Here is a 19580-nt window from a genome sequence, read left to right on the forward strand (position 1 = left end):
TAGTAAAAAATGAGCACGGTATTCCAACCTCGGCGCAGAAGGATAGGGAGAAAAGGAATGTCGATGCCGAGGAGGTAAAGAGAATTTGGCGGGAAAAGAAAATTTACCAAGCAATTTGAAGATTGGATAGAAGTTCGATTTTTCATTAAAAAATCAATCCCCCTTACCCCCTTTTTAAAGGGGGAGTTACGGCGGAAGGATAGCCCGGGGTTTTAACCCCGGGTAAAAAATGAGCACGGTATTCCAACCTCGGCGCAGAAATATTGGGAGAAAAGGAATGTTGATGCCGAGGTGGGGTTCAATTTTCAATGACCAATTTGCAATGAACAATTTTCAATGATCAAGGGAAAAGTGCTCAGTTGGTAGAAAGCTGGTAAAAAGGCTGAAGGCCTGAAATTATAATAGTAAAAAATGGCCACAATTTTCCAACCTCGGCGCAGAAATATTGTGAGGACGAAAAGATCGATGCCGAGCAGGAATTTAAAAATAGTCGGAGAAAATAATCCTGCCGTTCCGCCGAGGTGGATTGGACAAATCCCCCTACCCCCCTTTGACAAGCTTTCGAATTCCTTCCAGCAATAATGGTCAAGGGGGAGTTTGCAGCGGAATGATCGGGGAAATTGAGTTTGGATTGAATGGCAGCCTGCCTCTGGTAGGTAAATCTACTAGAGATAGGCAAATCTGAAGCCCGCCTCCTCGAGGGCAGGACTGCAGATAGGTAAGCACCAGCCTGCCTTGACGGCAAAGGCAGGCCTGCCTTGACGGCAAAGGCAGGCCTGAAGACTGGCGCGGATTGGTGTCATTCGGAAAAGTTTTTACTAAAAGCTCACCGAAACTGCCCCAACCGTCGTCGGATTCAGGTTTGGAAAAATGGTCTTTTGAGTTTGCGGATCCACATAAGAATTGGAAAAAAAGGACTCTCCATAGGCTCTGATATGGATAGTCCCCGTGACCGTAATTCCGAATTGGTTTAATTCTGCCTCTGTAAAAACACGGGTATAGGGTGCATCCTGTACCACATAAATAGGAGAGAAAGCCTTGTATTTTGTAGAAGACACATCTGGAGTATCCCCGAAAAAGAAGCGGACATACCTTCGGTTGGCATTATTTCCGGGAGGAGATGTGGTGACGGAAGTCTGAATTGTTTTTCCGGATGGGGTCGCAGAAAGTTCTGTGACACTTGTAGTGGACAATTGACCCAGAGATGGAATATCGGTGATTGGTGTAGCAGCACTTGTATGCTCAATTCCGGTTTTTTTAAACACACCGAAGCCAGTTTTTTCATACACTAAGGCATAGGTTCCAAAAGGCACATCGGGAATGGAAAATTTACCCGAGTTATCCGTAATGGCAGATTTTTCAGGTGTAAGATTTTCAACCGTCACTTTCATTCCGGAAGGACTTTGATTTGCAATTCCTTCATCAAAAAGCAAAACTGAACCCGTGATATCCCCGGAAGTTGGGTCAGGATCAGGAGTGTTGGAAGTTGAATTGCAGGAAATCAGAAAGCAACTAGCAATGAGAAGAATATTTAGTTTTTTCATAATTCTCAAAATCGACATAAATCGAATCGATTATATCGTAAAGTTGGGATTTGTCAAAATATAGAATGGTATTTCATCAAAAATCACCCATTCCGATTTCTCCAATTTCGATCATGGGGCCTTTGTAGTAGCTCCAGCAATCGGCCTTAGGGTGGTTACCAATTCAAGAAAAAACCTCCCCGGTTCTTCCAGAAATGGCACATGTCCACTGTATTCGAAGGTGATTAGATTTTTGCCAGGGCTTGAAAGTTGGGAAAAATACGCTTCTACTGCCTGATAGGGTGTATGAAGGTCATGCCGCCCCATCATGAAAATGATTGGAATCTGAAACTCCATAGGGAAATCCCCTCCTCCACCTTTGGCAAGAATTTTTCTGGAGATCCATGGACTGCTGGTCTCCAGGTTTTGGATATCTGCAGGGGTATACTCAGGAGCAAGAGAGGGAAGAGAAAAGAGCAAGTTGAAGTCCGGCTTGCCATACCAGCCCCCATTGAATTGTCTGGACCATTTTCGGACGGTCAGCAATTTACGGATGGGCGTACTTCCATCGGCGGCTGGATAGGGCGCCAGAGCTTTGAGTTCTTCCAAAGCGGTTTGGTTGTTGGATTCTTCTGCCAACCTGAGAACCTTTTCATAGATAATTTGCTCAGGATTTCCTGGAGCCATCTGTCCCACCCCGATGTAGGCGTGAAGCTTTTGGGGAATCCTGGCTGCCATTCGGATGCCGATTCCAGCCCCATAAGAATACCCCATAAGGAAGATTTTATCCTGCTGAAAACGCTCTCTCAGATGATCTACCAATAGATAGGCATCTTGAATGAGTGCCCTAAAACTCAATTCCTCTGCAAGTTTTGTGGTATCTGCCGAGGCCCAGTTCTTTCCTGTGCCTCGCTGATCCCACTGGACAACTGTGAAATATTCCTCCCAGGAACTCTGATACACCCAAGTAAGCGGCATATTTGGACTGGCCGGTCCTCCGTGAAGGAAAAGCAACACCGGATTGGATTTGTCTTTACCCCTGATACTGATCCATTGTTTGCTGCCGTTTAGTTCGATTTCTTCGAGGACCTCGATTCCATTGGGAGTATGGATTTTTCTGAGCTCATGGATGAGTTCACGAGCCGGCTCAGGGGCTGTTTGGGCAAGCAATTTTCCATTCAAAAGAATAAGAATGAGCAAGAGAAAATACCGAAAATTCATAGTCAATTTGGTGGCTGGCGCAATTCAAATACTCTTGAAAACTAATAAAAATCAAGTCGAATTTGAGGCATTTCTTAGGGCAATCTTTCCTTTAATCCTGTTGGAAATCATTAATTAAATGGCCTTTTCTGCCCAAAACCTGAGTTGGGGTAAACAAAAGATAACCTAAGGGTAATCTTTGTAGACCAAATTCGAGAAAGAAAAACCCGAATTTTAAAGAGAATTTTTAACTCAAAATTATGGTCAAATCTCTACGATTCTTACTCTTTGCGCTACTTGCATTTTGGGGATATTCATCCCAAGCTCAGCAGGTTTTTATCAATGAAATCCATTATGACAACACCGGAACAGATGCCGGAGAGGCAATAGAAATTGCCGGCCCTGCAGGTACAGATCTCACGGGTTGGTCAATTGTCCTTTACAATGGAAACGGTGGAGCAGTTTATAACACCAGAACCCTGAGTGGTACGATACCAGATTCAGGAAACGGATTTGGTTTTGTGAACGAAACTTACCCCTCAAACGGCATTCAAAATGGTGCTCCTGATGGAATTGCCCTGGTAGATAATCTGGGCACGGTGGTCCAATTTCTGAGCTACGAAGGGACGTTTACAGCAGTAGACGGGCCTGCGATCGGACTTTTAAGCACTGATATTGGCGTTGCAGAATTGGGTTCTGATCCTCTTGGGTTATCGCTTCAACTGAGCGGAACAGGTACGGTTTACACTGACTTTTCTTGGCAGGCTCCTGTTTCAAATACGTTTGGAGTCATCAACACCGGACAGACTTTTACCGCTGAGCCGGTGGTTTTTGTCAATGAATTCCATTACGACAATGCGGGCACCGATACCGGCGAGGGGATCGAACTTGCGGGTAATTCAGGAACTGACCTTAGCGGCTGGACATTGGTTCTCTACAATGGAAATGGTGGAGCGCCTTACAGCACAATCAATCTTTCAGGGAGATTCTCCAATCAGGACAATGGATTTGGAACGCTTTTCTTTGCTGCGAATGGCTTACAAAACGGTTCGCCGGATGGATTTGCATTAGTCAATGCGGCAAATGAAGTAATCCAATTCCTGAGTTATGAGGGAAGCTTTGTCGCTGTTGGAGGTCCGGCAGACGGACTCACGAGTGAAGATGTAGGCGTATCCCAGCCGGGTACAGCACCAGTTGGCACCTCCCTTCAGCTTCAGGGCAGCGGAACCAACTATGCTGACTTTACCTGGTCTGAAACTATCCCCAATACGTATAATCAAATCAATTCCGGCCAAAGCTTTGGTGGAATCGTGGTCAATCCTGATCCAGTTCTGATTCCAATTGCTGAAGCAAGAACGAAACCTCAGGGTTCTACAGTTTTGGTAAAAGGAATCCTGACCGTGAGCGATCAATTGGGTGGACCGGCATATATTCAGGACGATACCGGTGGTATTCCAGTGTTTGATCCGGCTATCCACGGCACTGGACTTTTCCAAATCGGTGATGAAATCAAATTTGTAGCCACGGTAGGTGCATTTCAGCAGCAGGTTCAACTCGGCAACGTTAGTGAAGTTGAATTGATCAGTCAGGGAAATATTGTCAATCCGCTGATGACTACGATCGACCAGATCAGTTCAGCTTTGGAAGGCCAACTGATCGAAATCCCAGCAGCGTCCTTTGTCATTGCCAAAGGTTTGCTATTCCCAGAAAGCAACTATGTGATCAATGACGGTTCAGGTAATCTTCAGCTGAGAATAGATGGACAGGTAAGCAGTTTGGTTGGTCGTGAAATACCTACTGAGCCACAGATCATCCGAGGTGTATTGGGCAGTTTCCAAGGCACACTTCAGCTGTTCCCAAGATTTATTGAAGATCTTCCGGGCACAAGTCCATTTGAACCAGAGGGATCCAATATCCCAGCAGAGGAAACTTTGGATGTGATGACTTGGAATATGGAGTTTTTCGGTGCGACGATTACCAACTTCGGACCAAGTGATGTCACGCTTCAGGCTGCCAATGCCTTGAAGGTATTCCAAGCGACTCTTCCGGATGTAATTGCAGTGCAGGAAGTCAGTGATAATGCCCTCTTGGCATCGGTAGTGGCTCAATTGCCTGGCTATGCAGTGATTTGCTCGGATCGATTCTCCAGATCATTTGAGGCTCCGGATCCTACATTCCCTCCTCAAAAGCTCTGCTTGATCTACAATACTGCGGTTGTAGAGATTCTGGATACAAAAGTGCTGTTTGAGCAACTCTATGATGAAGCAAGAATGGGCATGAATGATCTGTTGGACGGCTATCCGACTGGAACACCTTCTTCATTCTGGTCCAGTGGAAGATTACCTTGGCTGGTCACTGCTATCGCAGATATCAATGGGGTTAAAGAAAAAATCAACTTCATCAATATCCATGGGAAGTCAGGTTCAACAAATGAAGATCTACTGAGAAAGCGCTTTGATAACCAAGCGCTGAAAGATACCCTGGATGCCTTCTATAGCGAACAGAACATTGTACTCTTGGGAGATTACAATGATGACTTGGACGAATCCATTGGTGGTGGTGCGACTACTTATGAGGTGATCACCTCAGATCCTGATTTTGACGGTGTCACGATATCTCTAAGTGAAGCGGGCTTAAGATCCTTCATTTTCAATGATAATGTGATCGATCACATCACGCTCTCAAATGAGCTATATGACAACTATTTGGAGGGTTCGGAGACGCTTTATATCCCATTCAATTTCATTGAAAACTACGCCAATACTACCTCAGATCACCTTCCGGTATCGGTAAGGTTGCTGGCTGGTGAGCCTATTCTTTCTGATGCTGGAGATGGTGCAGTAGTGTATCTGGGATATGAACCACTTGAAAGCACAACACTCCGGGCTGCGGATGCTACAGGTGGAACTGGTGCTTATACCTACAGCTGGAGTGATGGGCAGGTAGGTCAGGAAATCGAGGTCTCTCCTACTCAAACGACCACCTACATACTCACTGTGACCGATGAAGCCGGAAATACCTTTACTGATGAGGTGACAGTCTGTGTGGTAGACGTACGCGGTGACCGAAAAGGCAAAAAGGTGATTGTTTGCTTACCGGTAGGAAACCGGGGAAAGAAAGTCACCCTTAACGTTGCTACTCAGGCAGTACCTTCTTTACTGCGATTGGGTGCCACATTGGGTGCTTGTGGAGTAAACCCATGCGAAGGTAGCGTGGGAGTGCCGGCCGAAGAGATAGATTTCAGCAGTGCAAAAATCCGCAAAATATTCCCTAATCCTTTTGAAGATCAGGTAACAGTGGAACTCAACCAGCAATTGAATGCGGAGGTATCGTATGTGTTGTTTAATCACCGGGGAGAAACCATCAGCACGGGGGTATCTTCCTTTGTGAATGGCATGCTGACACTCCAATTTACAGATACTAAGTTGAGAAAAGGTATTTATTACCTACACCTGACCCAAGGTCAGGAAAGAAAGATCATCAGACTTTTCAAACGATACTAAGCTTAACAATCTCGAAAAGCCCGGTCAATCGATCGGGCTTTTTTTTGCCCTTTGGGAAAAAGTAGCTAATTACTTTTCAACTAAGCATTTTCCACTTGCTACAAAAAGAATAAAGCTCCCAAGCAGGGATATCTATCTCAAAATCTTCACTAGGCAAAGTAAAGTTTCCATTAGGAATGGATTGCCAAATAGGATAAGCAAAGGATATGGCTTAACTTAAAACTATAAACAAAAAAACCATGGCAACCACCAAATCTTATGCGGCACATAGTGCCACCACTCCCCTTGAACCTTGGACTTTTGAACGAAGAAATCTAAAGCCCACTGATGTACAGATGGACATTCTGTTCTGTGGCGTATGTCATAGTGATCTCCATTATGCCCGCAACGAATGGGGCATGACTACCTATCCTATTGTGCCCGGGCACGAAATTGTAGGGAAAATTACCGCTGTAGGCAGTGCAGTTACCAAACATAAAGTAGGCGACTATGCAGGAATAGGCTGCTTGGTAGACAGCTGCCGTCAATGTGACAACTGCAAGCAAGATCAAGAGCAATACTGCACAAATGGTTTCGTAGGCACCTATGGAGGAATGGAGAAAGATGGCAGTGGACCAACACATGGTGGGTATAGCAAAAATATCCTCTGTCACGAGGATTTTGTACTTCACATTTCAGACAAGTTGGATCTTGCAGCTACTGCTCCTTTGCTTTGCGCCGGGATTACAACCTATTCTCCCTTGAGGCATTGGAAAGTAGGTCCTGGGATGAAGGTAGGGATTCTCGGACTTGGAGGCCTTGGCCATATGGGTGTAAAATTCGCCGTGAGTATGGGCGCAGAAGTGACCATGCTAAGCCATACTCCTGGCAAAAAGGCCGATGCAGAGCGCCTCGGTGCACACAAGTTTGTCCTGACCTCAGATAGTGAGCAGGTGAAATCTGTTGGCGGTTATTTTGATTTTATTTTGGATACCGTATCAGCTCAGCACGACTACAATATGTACCTCAGCATGCTACGAACCAATGGAGTGATGGTCTGTGTAGGTGTACCCCCTGCACCGATTCCGGTTCATTCGATGAGTCTGATTTTTGGGCGTCATACTTTGGCAGGTTCGCTAATCGGAGGAATAGCCGAAACTCAGGAAATGCTGGACTTCTGTGCCGAACACAACATTGTAAGCGATATCGAGATGATCCGCATGGACCAAATCAATGAGGCTTATGAGCGTTTGTTGACAGGTGATGTGCGCTATCGCTTTGTGATCGATATGGATTCCCTGTAAAATTTTAAGAAGGGTGGGATCGCCCACCCTTTTCTTTATTTTTTGGCTAGTCCGTTGGGAAAGTCAACTTTCAAAGGTTGAGATGACTGATCTAAACGAATGAAATCTAGGCTATTGTTAGCCGAACTGATTTGAGTTAGTTCAATCAGGCACTTTGGAACTTCCCAGTATGTGTGTATCTGGCAAATAAGAGCTTGCCTACCAGCAGATCAAAATGGAACCTACCTGCCAAAGTTAGTTCAGCCTCTTTATTTAAAAATTAAACAATCACCGAAAGAATGGTGGTGAGCTGCTCGAACCAAGACCAAGTAAACATCATTAAAATTTGGCTTCCGATAAAATGCCGATATACTTAAAAAAAATGCTCAAATCAACTGATCTGAGCATAGCGGAAAAAAGTTCAGTCTAGAGTTTCCGCTCACCCCAATAGCGAAATGGTTTATAGCTTACCTGCAATACGGACAGTTTTGCATCGGTGTAGTAATCTGATTTACTTGGGCATACAGTGCACAATATGCCTTTACTTCCTTGGAATCGGGGCTAAAGCCATTTTTACAAATGAACTGCCAAGCTGCCTGACAATAGCCATCCCGCTGTGGTGCGCCTGTGGGCCCTTGATAGGTAGTCGTACAGAAGGACACGGTGGATCCCCCTCCGGATCCACCTGAGCCGCTACCGGATCCTCCACTGCTACTTCCTCCTCCCGATACACCTCCTCCTCGGCTGGTATTGAAATCGAAATCCATCTGTAATGCCAAATCCTTGATGGAGCCCCCTCCAGTAGACTGAATCTCTCCAGCCCCTGAAACACTAAAGGATCCTTCACCCTCGTAGGTATCTGTCGCGTTTACAGTGAAATTGGACAGGTTACCAATTCCCCCAATCGTCCGATACCCGCCACCAGTGAAGGCCATTACTTCTCCCTCATATTCATCAAAGAGGTCATACGTTTTTTCCACAGAGGGTACAGCCAAAAAATAAATGTCATTACCAATTTCCAACGTGATGAAAATGTCTTTATCTGATACCGAAAGGTCAAAAATATTAGTAGTGGAAATATCTGTGGTCACTCCATCAATAAATAGAGTTCCATTCACGATGACCTGATTCATCGTTCCTTCTGAGGCATTAAATTGAAAAAGGAATTCATCGACTTTAGTTTCAAAAAATTCACAACTCGGAAGATAAAATAAACTAAAAATCACTAAAAGACTTTTAACAAATCCTGACTTTACCTTGGTACTTTGTTCGGAAATCCAACTTCTCGAGACTTTCATTAACACATTCTTTAACATTAAACGGTTTACTCTTTCTCAGGGAAAGAATTTCATTCCACAATAATCGAATCAATCCCTTCTGCTCACAATACCTAAAAATTGGTATTTTTCCATGCTCTTGTGTTGGAAGCTTAGCAGTATTTATATTGGCAATCAGATCACCCTCTTCCTACTGACTTGCTTTCTTCTTTTCTGAGTACGCCATTTCCCTATTGGAAAAATGCCACACTTGATGGTCCAAGAAAATTGATTCGTTTTCTTTTATGGGCAATTCTTGTCCTGTTTCAGATTTCCTGCACCGAACCAAGAGATCCCAGCACCCGATTCAGCATCTTTCCAAATCAGACCTATTCTCCCCAAGAGGCATGGGCCATTTCGGATACCATTCCTCAAGATCGATCCCTGTTCAACCCCGGAATTACCCGTGATCAATGGTGGATGGGAATTACCTTTACCAATGCTTCAGATAGTGCGCAACAAATCCTTTTTGTACCAAACAATCCCCATATCAACCGGATCAAGATTTTTGTAAACGGTTCCACCAATCCTGATATAGAATTGGGAGATTTCCTACCTTTTGATCAAAGGCCATTTGTGGATCGGGATTTGGTCATTCCTATCTCTCTTCCCCCTACCAGTACTCAGCGTTACCTTCTGCTTTTGGACAAAGTCGGAGAAACCTTTCATATTGAGCCTGAGGTATTTGATTTTCAATCCTTTCATCAGAAAACTTCCAATGACAGCCTAGTCATAGGGGGAATTCTGGGCTGGATGTGCATCATTTTCATCTTTGCGCTCTTTTTTGCCACCGAATTAAAATCTTGGAGTGGGGCGATTTATGCGGCTTATGTCCTGTCCATTTCCTTATGGTTGGCTACGCACTGGGGACTGACCTTCCAGTACCTCTGGCCAAATGAGCTGGAATGGGTTGGAAAAGCAAGGCCCTTTTTCAATCTCTTGACCAATGTGATGATCCTGCTCTTGGTGGTGAAGTTTTTTCCACCCAAATCCACCGGAAAGTGGACCGCCAAATTGATCTGGGCGACTATTTTCATTCAGCTAGGCGTGATTTTATCGATTTTCCTGATACCCGAAGTACTGGAAAACATCGACTACAAGGTCATTCTTCTCCAGTTTACCCTGGTGGTATCTTTGCTGTCCAGTTTACTGGTTTTGTTTTACTCTTTTCAACAATGGAGAGCCAAGGTTCCCTTAGCCGGATACTACCTGATTGGAGTGGCCTTTTTGGCATTGTTTGGCATTGTGCTTCAGCTCAACCAAAAGGTTTTGCCAATGGGATTACCACACTATTTGGTGGATTTTGGAAGTGCTTTTGGATTGATGGGAGAAACAGGAATTATCACAGCAGCTTTCGCCCGGCGTGCTTCCATTTTCAAAAAGGAAAAAGAAAAACTTACCATTGAAATTTTGGAAAAAGAAAAGCAGGTGGCCGATCAATTGATTCAGGTGCAGGAAGACGAACGTCAACGTCTGGGTAGAGATCTTCATGACAGTATAGGAGGAATGCTGGCGAGTCTATACATCAAGACCGAATCCATTGGCGATTCCTACCCGGAGGGACCTTTGTCTGAACTGAAAATAATGATCGAGCAAAGTATCCAAGAGGCCCGTTCGCTCAGTCATAATTTAACCCCGCATTATTTGGAGGAGAATGGTCTGGAGAAGGTACTTCAACTCCAACTGGACCTGCTCAGGCAGAAGTACTCCATTACCTTCAATTTTTATTTTCAAGTAACTTCCCCCCTTCCAAAATCGCTTCAGTTACTATTGTATCGGATTTCCAATGAACTCCTGCAAAATATCGTCAAGCATGCTCAGGCAAAAGAAGGCTTATTGAGTATAGCTGAACAAGACGGGAAAATTGAGTTGATTGCCGAGGATAATGGAAAAGGTATGGAACTCTCCATTGGTACCTCGGGCATAGGTTTGAAAAATATTAAGGAACGGGTCAATTATCTCAAAGGATCCTTCGATTTGGAAACAAACTCATCAGGAACCACCCTAACGATCATTATTCCACTGCATGCTTAATTTCAGCGAAATCAAACTCGTACACATCGATGACCATTTACTCTTTGCTCAAGGCATCAATTCGCTGATAGGCAATGAAACTTTCATCAATGAACTTGTTCATGCACAAACCCTTGCAGAAGGCTTGCGGATTGTGGAAGAGCTACAGCCGGAATTGATCCTTTTGGATTATTTCCTTCCCGATTCGAATGGCATCGAGTCTCTTCGGCTATTAAACAAGACAAGTCCTTCCTCCAAAGTAATCCTTCTAACTATGGAGTCAAATCCGGATGTAATGGAAAAATGCCGACGAGAAGGTGCTATCGGATTTTTGCAAAAATCCATCAGTAAAAAAGCGCTACTTGAAGCATTGAATAATGCCTTGCAAGATATCCCCACTTTCCCTATTACTGTCCAAAGCAGTGCAGAAACACCCAATTCCCCACTTAATATTCTCAGTAAGCGGGAAAAACAGATTGCCGATCTGGTGACAGAAGGATTTACTTCCGCTGAAATTGCGGAGAAACTTTTTTTGAGTGATTTGACTGTAAATACCCACCGAAGAAACCTCATACACAAATTGGGATTGAAGAACACGGCCCAATTGGTTGCATTTATTGAAAAATTAAAATTTTCAGAAAAGGGATCAGGAGTCTGAAATGCCTCCTACCCGATCTTCACCATTTCAACATGCTCGATTCCATCCTCATCGTAGGTGTCTCCATCAGCAACAAAACCCAGGGAAGCATAGAACCCCAGCGCGTAGGTTTGGGCACCGATGCGGATAGGTCCCGGTCCGAGCAGTTGCTGACAGTAATCAATGGCAAATTCCATCAGCTTTTTGCCCAGTCCTGTCCCCCTTACCGAGGAAGCAGTAATGACTCTGCCGATGGCCATTTCGGCATAAGATAGTCCTGCCGGCACCAATCGGCTATATCCTACTAGTAGATCATCCTGAAACATCATCAGATGGTAGCATTTCTGATCCTTGTCATCCATATCTTGGAAGACACAGTTTTGCTCCACGACAAAAACCGCTGTACGTAACTTCAAAATTTGATACAGCTCGTCTACGGTAAGTTCATGAAAGGATTTGAGGCGAGAATAAATGGTCATTGCAAAAGAATTGGGTCAGTTGAGGTGGAATTTGCAGAAAAACAGATTCAAAATTACAGCAAAAGGAAGATGGAAAGGGCTTTTTTCTACCACTTGAGGACTCTAAAGTAAAAAATTACATGAATATCCGCTTTCTAGCCAGTAGTCAAATTTTCTATTGTTCACCTCGACTTCGCTCGGTGACCGTCCTATATAGTAAGGTTGGGTGGGGAGGAAAATGCGGCTTCGCAGCATTTTCCTCCCCGCATTTGATAAATCTGAACCCGGAGGCCGAGCGAAGTCGAGGCCATTTGATTCAACTGGCATAATTGCGGATAATCAGAAAAAATTAAATCACGATAATCTGTACATGCCTAGTCAAGACCAGCAACCTACTTGAATCATATTCCTGAGCAGCTCGGCAGGCAAGTAAGCCTCAGCGATAAACTCCCTCAAGTATCCACCCGCTCCTCTGAGCGGAAGTACAAAAACAAACACAAATACATCAGGCAGGTCAGCACATGCCAGATTGCATGGCCTTGGAAAAGGGAGTCCAGTCCAGTAAACCGATCCGCAATATCCAAATCGCGGATCCATGCCCCTATTACCAGAGCGACAATTCCCAGCACAAACCAGCGGAGCTGCAGGAACTTGCCCGGAGTGATCGCACTCACTCCTGCGAAAAGGAAGAGGACGGCAGTGATAGATCCCGAAATTTCCGAAAAGGAATAGTCCCACTTGTAATACGTGAAATATACCGATCCCATGACCACTGCCAAAGACAAAAAAGGCCAAGTGGGCAGAATTCGCTGTGATTTGGGTAGGCGCATCCTCGGCAGCCAACTGCCCAAAGCAAGTCCTCCCAGGCAAAGCAGCGTCGCGTACATCCCTCCCACATCGCACTGCTGCCCGTAGCGGCTCAGAGAGGCATGGAAAAAGCCACTGCCCAAACCCAAATAAATTCCGGCTATTCCAAAAATGAAAGTTTGCACCGGGGCAAAAGCCAAATAACCCCGATCTAGCGTCCACTTCCGCTTCCAGTCATAGATCGACAAGGCAAGGGCATAGCAGCCAAAGCAGATGTAGACGATATTGGACCAGGTATTCATGCGTGTCCGAAAGACGCTGTCGGGATAGATCCGCTCCCCGTATTCCGGATGGAGAAATTCCTCCGCCGGCACCCAATCTGCCCAGACAGGTTGATCCCGATAAATCAGAAAGATCAGTATGGCCAGCAACAAGATGCCACCTGTGCCTCCCAAGGCAAGCCCATGCACCCAGCGGGGCAGCTGCTCGAGTTTCAGGCGAGCCAAAATGCTAAGCCGAAGACGCTGATCGATGGTTTCAGGAGACAGAGGCATGTGGAATTGGATTATGGGAAAAACCCGAATACAAGATATAGTAAATGTCTCCTCCTGCTTAGTTAGAAGCAAAAAAATTGCTACGCCATCATAAGACCTGCCAAAGGATTTGCACAATATCAAATGCACTTTTTGATGGCTGGATACTCCGATACCCCTTCTTTTTGTACTTTCCAAGTATCCAAAAGAACCGACAGATGATCGACCTACTTCAGGCACACTTTGCCACAGGCAGCACCCCTTCACCCAATTCCAAAACCAGAGGTTTTATTCCTGTGTCTGGAACTCGCGTAAACATGCCGTTTACCTTTATTCATGGAGCTGCCCCAGGCAAGGCCATTTTGCTCACGGGCGGTGTCCACGGTGGCGAGTATCCCTGCATCGAGACTGCCATCCAACTAGCAAATACGATCGATCCAGCGGAAGTTTCGGGTACGATTCTGATCATTCATCCGGTCAATCCGGATGCCTTTCTTGCCCGGATGCAGTACTATGGGCCTTTTGATGGGAAGAACCTAAACCGGGTATTTCCGGGCAAAGCCACTGGTACCGTCAGCGAGCGGATAGCCTACCAGGTCCATCAGTTTCAGCAGGCAGCTGATTTTTTCCTTGATCTCCATGGGGGTGATATCCACGAGGCTTTGGTTCCTTTTGTGATTTACTCCAAGCTCGGCGGTCCTGAGGTGGCGGAGCAATCCCGAATGGCCTCTGCCCTGCTGGGCTTTCCCTATGTGGTGGGTTCGGTCTCAGATAACGGTTCCATCGGTGCTGCAGCCCAAGCTGGGACTCCGGGATTTTTGGCGGAACTCGGGCAATGCGGCCGCTGGAATCAGGGCGAGGTAGATCAGTACAAGGATTCCGTATGCAATGTCCTGCGCGCCCTAGGCGTGCTTCCCGGTACAGCTCAGCAGCATTCTGCAGAGTACCTGGAGAAAATGCTTGTCACCACGGCCACGGAGGATGGCTGCTGGTATCCTTCGGTAGCTTTGGAAGAGCGGGTTCAAAAAGGCCAGAAGCTTGGCGAAATCCGGGATTTCTTCGGAACGGTAAAAGCGGAATACCTAGCTGATTCAGATGGAATAGTCCTGTACTTGGTGACGTCTCTGGCTATCCTGACACAGGACCCGGTTTGTGCGATTGGGGTGTTTTAAGTTCGACTTAGGAAAAAGAAAAGAGGACTGAGGTTACTCTTGAAGCAAGTCTTCTTTTCTTGAAGGGAGAGTCAGGTCAAAAGGACTTCAATCGTAAAACACCACCATTACTTAAGGAAATATGGACTGTGGTCCTCAGGATCGAATTCCCCCTTTACAAAGGGGGCTAGGGGGATTTTCAAAACGAATAACGGGAGGATTAGATACATATCTTTATCACTTCCAAATCCCCCCCCCCCTTGACAAGGGGGAGTCGCGGCAAGAGCACTTCAGTCGTAAAACCAAGCTTTAACTAAACGAATTCAGCCAAAAAGTCCTCTGGACGAAATTCCCCCTTTACAAAGGGGGCAAGGGGGATTTATATATTAAAAACTCGTTCTATCAATCCCTACAGAATCCTCGAATTCGTCAATAAAAAAGCTGATTTCTGAAAGAACCCATGGCATTTTTTTCTTTACATCTAAATCAGAAAATCTTAAAAACACTAAGCCTAAGTCTTCAAGAATTTTTTGCCTTTCTTGGTCCTCAACTACTGATTCAAAATCATAGTGGGAATCTCCATCAATCTCAATCACCAGGTTCAGTTTCTTACTGTAAAAATCAACGATGTAATTCCCTAATGGCTTTTGCCTGTTAAATGAATACCCTCGAAATTGACTCGCCCTAAGTTTTTGCCACAAAAGAATTTCAGAAAGGGTTGAATGAGCTCTCAGTTCCCTTGAGAACTCCTTTAATGACCTATTGTAGGGTAAAAAGTACATAGGGAAAATTAAATGATTTATTCCAAATCCCCCCACCCCCTTGATAAGGGGGAGTCTCGGCAAGAGCACTTCAATCCTTGAATTTCACCTTCCACTTTTGTCCAAATCTATTGAATTGAATCAGAGAAATAGGCTTCACCTCTTCCCCCAAAGACACTCCGCCAACAACCGATGGAAGTGATGCACACCTTTCTCCATCTGAGGAGAAAACCGTCCGGTCTGATACACCCGTGACTGCAAGCCTTTGAATACTCCCTCGACGACAAACTCATCTTCCCGCTCGACCTTGTCCAAGGCTGAGCCTGCACCGGTGTCGAGTTTGCTTTCGTCGTAGACGTAGGTCAGGAAACTGACCTTGGTCCGGTTGGTGGCGATGGGCTTCACGATATTGATCGAGCATCCCCAAGGGTAAAAGTTGAACATCATGTTGGGAAAAAGCCAGAAGTAGTAGGCGCTGATTTGCTTGCCATAGTCCTCGTGATCGGCAGGCAGGTCAAAAACATGCTCCCCACCCGAAGAATGCCCGACTTGCAGGCTGGCATTCGGGTAAAGGATGGTCTCGTACTTGCCGTAGTCGAGGACAGCATTGAGGCTGTCGTGGACAAAGGGAATATGGAATCCCTCCAGGTAATTGTCGCAGTAAAGCGCCCAATGGGTATTGACTAGGTAGTCTTTGTTGCGGCTTTTGTCCTCCCGAAACTGCTCCAAGGGCAGGAAGCCCACCTTGCGGTTCATCGTATCCAAAACCGACTGAAAATCCATCTCCTCGCTCAAAGCTGTAAACAACCAAGGTCCCCACTGAAGCAAGGGGAAACGGGTCAGGTCATCGGCTTTTCTCGGAAAATTAATCGCCTCCTTAAACTGCGGCATGTGCTGAAACTCGCCCTCCAGGGAAAATCGCCGACCATGGTACCCGCAGGTGATTTGGCGGGACTTGCCTGGCGCATGGCAAAGGATGTTGCCCCGGTGGGTGCATACATTGGAAATGCAGGACAGCAGCCCATCGGAATTAGTGAGCAACATGGGTTCCTCCAAGCCAAACTCCAGAAAAGGAAAAGGATATACCTGCTGCGGGAAGGACACTCGGCTGCTGTCGCCGGCAAACTGCCAGGTTTTGGCAAAGACCTGCTCAATCAGCTGATCATACACTTCATGAGAGCGGTAAAAAGAAGAAGGCAGAGTCTCCGCCTGCGCAATGTCCGGATGGATCTCGATGGGTTTCAAATATATTTCTATCTTGATGCTTTGCTAAATTACTCTTTTTAACCCCAATCCCGCTTTTGACTCCACCGGAAAATACACGATCGCTTGGCTTAGTCACCGTCATTTCCCTCGTGGCAGGCGGCATGATCGGTTCGGGGATCTTCACACTACCCTCGGTTTTAGCGCAATTTGGCGGAATCAGCCTCTTGGGTTGGCTGGTCGCAGCCATTGGGGCTTGGATTTTGGCTTATGTGATGAGTGCCCTGAGCAAAGTCATTCCCGAGACTGGCGGCTCCTACGCCTACACCAAAGCGGCCTTTGGAGAGTTGCCGGCCTTTGTGGTGGCTTGGGGATTTTGGCTGTCGATGTGGAGCACCAATGCGGCCATTGCACTAACCTTTTCGGGGTATTTCGGAGTCTTTTTCCCCGAAATCAGCCAATCTCCCTGGTTTTCGGTCACTGTGGCTCTTCTGGCGATTTGGGGATTGACCCTGCTCAACAGCCTCTCCATCCGCTCTTCCGGCAATCTGCAGGTAGTGACCACCCTGCTAAAGGTCCTGCCGATTTTGGTGGTGGCTTTTGGAGGCATTCTCTTCATTGATCTGGACAATTTTATCCCCTTCAATACCTCTCAGGAATCGTCCATTCAGGCGATTACGACTTCCTCCGTCTTGTGCTTTTATGCATTTATGGGAATCGAGTCGGCGACCATTCCTGCGGAAAATATCAAGCAACCTGAAAAGACCATCTCCAAAGGAACCAAAATCGGGGTTGGACTGGTGATATTTCTCTACCTGTTCAGTTCCTTTTCCTTGTTTGGAGTGCTTTCACCTGCAGATGTGGCACAGAGTCAAGCCCCGTTCAGCGACGCCGCCAACCTGATTTTCGGCATCAACACTGGCTACTTCGTGGCTGCAGGCGCTTGTCTGGCCAGTTTTGGTGCACTCAATGGCTGGATCCTCCTGCAGGGGCAAATTCCCTACTCCATGGCCAAGGACGGCCTACTTCCCAGGGCTTTGGCCTACAAAAATCCCACGGGCGCACCAAGTATAGGTGTGATCGTATCCAGCGTAATGATCACGATCCTGTTGCTGTTCAACCAAAGTAAAGGGTTTAGCGGACTGTATGAGTTTATGGTTTTGTTGACCACCACCACCTCCTTGGCTTTTTATTTTGGGGCGGTTTTGGCCTTTTGGTACTTTTCGTGGACAGGCCGTTTGGGATTTAGGCGGGATTGGAAGGCGATGGTTTACAGCTTTTTGGGCTTGGGCTTTACGGCTTGGATCTTTTTTGGTGCAGGCTGGGATTCAGTGATTCTGGGGGTGCTGGCCTTGCTTTTTGGAATTCCTATTTTTTGGTTGAGTAGAAGGGGGAGTCGAATGAGGGATGCTGGATGACCGATGTGGGATGTTGGATAAAAGGATGCGTGCTGCTTAGACTTCGTAGATGGTAAATCCTATGTGTATATGTAGCAAAAAACCCTCATTTCAAAAACAAAGGCGGATGTTTTGAATCAAAGTCAGTGACTTCCTGAAAAGCTTTTGCCAGGCCCAAGATACTTCCTTCATCATATAAGTTTCCGATCAAGGTTAGGCTCGTCGGTCTTCCTTTGCTGTCAAATCCATTGGGCACACTGATCGCCGGGTGTCCGGTGAGATTGGTGATGATGAGTTGCCTGCTTCGATTGGAGGGAGCGATGATCACATCAAAATCTTTGAAAAGCGCATGAATCTCCTCGATGAGTCTGGTTCGATGTCGATTGGCCTGGAGGTATTCCACGGCAGGAATAAAACGGGATTGACGAAGGGAATTGGCTCGGGAACTCGCTCCCTGCTCCACCATCAGGTCCACTTCTCCAGAAAGAACAAGCTCATCAAAGAAAGCTCCTGCCTCAGCTCTCAGGATGATATCGAAACCATCGTAGGGGTAATTGGTGGGCAGTTCGATCGCTGTCGGTTCGATCCCCATGGATCTGAAAATCTCCAAAGAAGCTTGCATATTCTTTCCCCAAATGGTCGTGTCCTTTTCTATATCGGTTTTGAGAAAGGCCACCTTCATGGATTTCGGAGCCTTTTCGGAGAGATTGAAAGGAGCATCATTCGTGCTGGGATCCATTGGATCTTTGCCTACAAGGGCACGAAAGACAATCTCACAGTCTTCTGCAGTTCGGCAGAGCGGACCGATTTTGTCCATAGACCAACTCAAGCTCATGGCGCCTTGCCGGCTGATCCGGCCATACGTGGGTCGAAGTCCTGTGATCCCAGTTCGTGAAGCAGGAGAAGTAATGGATCCCAAGGTTTCGGTACCAATGGCAAAAGCTACCAAACCTGCGGATGTGGCTGCTCCCGAACCTGCCGATGAACCACTTGCCCCTTGGCTGAGGTCCCAAGGGTTTTTGGTCTTGCCTCCAAACCATACATCCCCGCGCGCCAGCGCTCCTGAAACCAACTTGGCCACCAAAACCGCTCCTTTCTCTTCCAGCATCCGTACCACAGCTGCATTTCCTTCGAGAATTTGGTCTTGGTAGGGTGCTGCTCCCCAGGTGGTTGGGTAGCCCTCGACTGCAAATAAATCTTTGATGCCATAAGGGATACCATGGAGGATTCCTTTGTAATTCCCGGCAGCAATATCCCGATCAGCTTGTTTGGCTTGCTTCAAGGCCAATTCTTCGGTAAGTGTGATCACACTCTGGAGTTTCCCATCATAACGCTTGATCCGATCGATGTACAATTGTGTCAGGGCTTCCGAACTGATCTTTTTGTATTTGATCAGCGAGGCGAGTTGGGGAATGGTAAAAAAGGCCACTTCCTGCAAATCTGGGGGCAAAGAAACGTCTGTGGGAATTTGATGCGCTGGACTTTCCCTTTTCTCAGGAAACTGAAATCCGATGGGATGTGGATCAAAGTGAACAGCTGGAAATGTCTCATAAGACAGCGGATAGTTGCGAAGGCTGTCGTAACCGGCTTTGTTTTCTGCCAAGTAGGCATACATGGTGTCGATCCGACTTTTATCAAATTCAAGACCGATGAGCTTTTGACTGTGTGCAACATCTTTTTTGGTGAATCCTGCCTCCTTGGATTTGCATCCCACTAAACCGATGATCGCGAGAATAGTGAATACTTTGGGTGAGAAATACTGCACAATAGCTGTGGTTTGGTGGGCGAAGGTCCTAAGTAATTACTTTTCCAAGAT

At 46.3% G+C, this 19580-nt stretch carries 16 protein-coding genes; 7 read left to right on the forward strand and 9 right to left on the reverse strand.

The window, feature by feature from the left end; all coding sequences use genetic code 11:
* Positions 1–665 precede the first annotated feature (665 nt).
* The 3 genes from DK188_RS21435 to DK188_RS05600 all read right to left on the reverse strand — a co-directional run bounded on the left by DK188_RS21435 (position 666) and on the right by DK188_RS05600 (position 2744).
* A complete protein-coding gene (locus DK188_RS21435; RefSeq protein ID WP_157963171.1) occupies positions 666–803 on the reverse strand; it encodes a hypothetical protein in 138 nt (45 codons plus the stop codon).
* A gap of 15 nt (positions 804–818) precedes the next feature.
* Positions 819–1544 carry a carboxypeptidase-like regulatory domain-containing protein gene (locus tag DK188_RS05595; RefSeq protein ID WP_157963172.1) on the reverse strand — a complete coding sequence of 242 codons (726 nt, stop codon included), beginning with the start codon at positions 1542–1544 and terminating at the stop codon, positions 819–821.
* Positions 1545–1655: 111 nt separating this feature from the next.
* Positions 1656–2744, reverse strand: coding sequence for an alpha/beta fold hydrolase (locus tag DK188_RS05600; protein ID WP_111669836.1), 1089 nt, complete (start codon positions 2742–2744; stop codon positions 1656–1658).
* A gap of 239 nt (positions 2745–2983) precedes the next feature.
* Between DK188_RS05600 and DK188_RS05605 the strand changes: the two genes are divergently transcribed.
* On the forward strand, positions 2984–6226 hold the full coding sequence (locus DK188_RS05605) for a T9SS type A sorting domain-containing protein (RefSeq protein WP_111669837.1): 3243 nt from the start codon (positions 2984–2986) through the stop codon (positions 6224–6226).
* A 239-nt stretch (positions 6227–6465) separates the two neighbouring features.
* A complete protein-coding gene (locus DK188_RS05610) occupies positions 6466–7509 on the forward strand; it encodes an NAD(P)-dependent alcohol dehydrogenase (RefSeq protein ID WP_111669838.1) in 1044 nt (347 codons plus the stop codon).
* Positions 7510–7955: 446 nt separating this feature from the next.
* On the opposite strand, the gene DK188_RS21630 is transcribed toward DK188_RS05610, so the two are convergent.
* Positions 7956–8786 carry a hypothetical protein gene (locus DK188_RS21630; protein WP_198672968.1) on the reverse strand — a complete coding sequence of 277 codons (831 nt, stop codon included), beginning with the start codon at positions 8784–8786 and terminating at the stop codon, positions 7956–7958.
* Positions 8787–8963: 177 nt separating this feature from the next.
* Between DK188_RS21630 and DK188_RS05620 the strand changes: the two genes are divergently transcribed.
* Together DK188_RS05620 and DK188_RS05625 are read left to right on the forward strand one after the other, a co-directional pair.
* On the forward strand, positions 8964–10838 hold the full coding sequence (locus DK188_RS05620; RefSeq protein WP_111669839.1) for a sensor histidine kinase: 1875 nt from the start codon (positions 8964–8966) through the stop codon (positions 10836–10838).
* Positions 10831–11475, forward strand: a complete 645-nt coding sequence (locus DK188_RS05625) for a response regulator (RefSeq protein ID WP_111669840.1) — start codon at positions 10831–10833, stop codon at positions 11473–11475. Before DK188_RS05620 ends, DK188_RS05625 begins: the two co-directional genes overlap by 8 nt.
* A gap of 8 nt (positions 11476–11483) precedes the next feature.
* Here DK188_RS05625 and DK188_RS05630 read toward each other — a convergent pair whose 3' ends face one another.
* Together DK188_RS05630 and DK188_RS05635 are read right to left on the reverse strand one after the other, a co-directional pair.
* Complete coding sequence (locus tag DK188_RS05630) at positions 11484–11933, reverse strand: GNAT family N-acetyltransferase (protein WP_111669841.1); 450 nt, start codon at positions 11931–11933, stop codon at positions 11484–11486.
* 431 nt (positions 11934–12364) lie between these two features.
* Positions 12365–13273: a ceramidase domain-containing protein gene (locus DK188_RS05635; RefSeq protein WP_111669842.1), complete on the reverse strand. Its 909-nt coding sequence runs from the start codon at positions 13271–13273 to the stop codon at positions 12365–12367.
* Between the two features lie 197 nt (positions 13274–13470).
* Here DK188_RS05635 and DK188_RS05640 point away from each other — a divergent pair, with 197 nt between their 5' ends.
* Positions 13471–14424: a succinylglutamate desuccinylase/aspartoacylase family protein gene (locus tag DK188_RS05640; RefSeq protein ID WP_111669843.1), complete on the forward strand. Its 954-nt coding sequence runs from the start codon at positions 13471–13473 to the stop codon at positions 14422–14424.
* A 365-nt stretch (positions 14425–14789) separates the two neighbouring features.
* Here the strand turns inward: DK188_RS05640 and DK188_RS05645 are convergent, their stop codons facing one another.
* Positions 14790–15185 (reverse strand): endonuclease domain-containing protein, encoded by a 396-nt coding sequence (locus tag DK188_RS05645; protein WP_111669844.1) that lies wholly within the window; start codon positions 15183–15185, stop codon positions 14790–14792.
* Positions 15186–15320: 135 nt separating this feature from the next.
* Positions 15321–16172, reverse strand: coding sequence for an SRPBCC family protein (locus tag DK188_RS05650; RefSeq protein ID WP_394335837.1), 852 nt, complete (start codon positions 16170–16172; stop codon positions 15321–15323).
* Between DK188_RS05650 and DK188_RS21675 the strand changes: the two genes are divergently transcribed.
* The gene (locus tag DK188_RS21675) at positions 16056–16451 is read left to right on the forward strand and encodes a hypothetical protein (protein ID WP_232825668.1); all 396 of its coding nucleotides are present in this window, start codon (positions 16056–16058) and stop codon (positions 16449–16451) included. The genes DK188_RS05650 and DK188_RS21675 overlap by 117 nt on opposite strands.
* A 14-nt stretch (positions 16452–16465) precedes the next feature.
* Positions 16466–17785 carry an APC family permease gene (locus tag DK188_RS05655; protein ID WP_111669846.1) on the forward strand — a complete coding sequence of 440 codons (1320 nt, stop codon included), beginning with the start codon at positions 16466–16468 and terminating at the stop codon, positions 17783–17785.
* 85 nt (positions 17786–17870) lie between these two features.
* Here the strand turns inward: DK188_RS05655 and DK188_RS05660 are convergent, their stop codons facing one another.
* Positions 17871–19529 (reverse strand): amidase, encoded by a 1659-nt coding sequence (locus DK188_RS05660; protein ID WP_111669847.1) that lies wholly within the window; start codon positions 19527–19529, stop codon positions 17871–17873.
* Positions 19530–19580: the final 51 nt, after the last annotated feature.

It is taken from the genome of Algoriphagus litoralis, assembly GCF_003259255.1.
In the GTDB taxonomy this organism is placed as follows: domain Bacteria; phylum Bacteroidota; class Bacteroidia; order Cytophagales; family Cyclobacteriaceae; genus Algoriphagus; species Algoriphagus litoralis.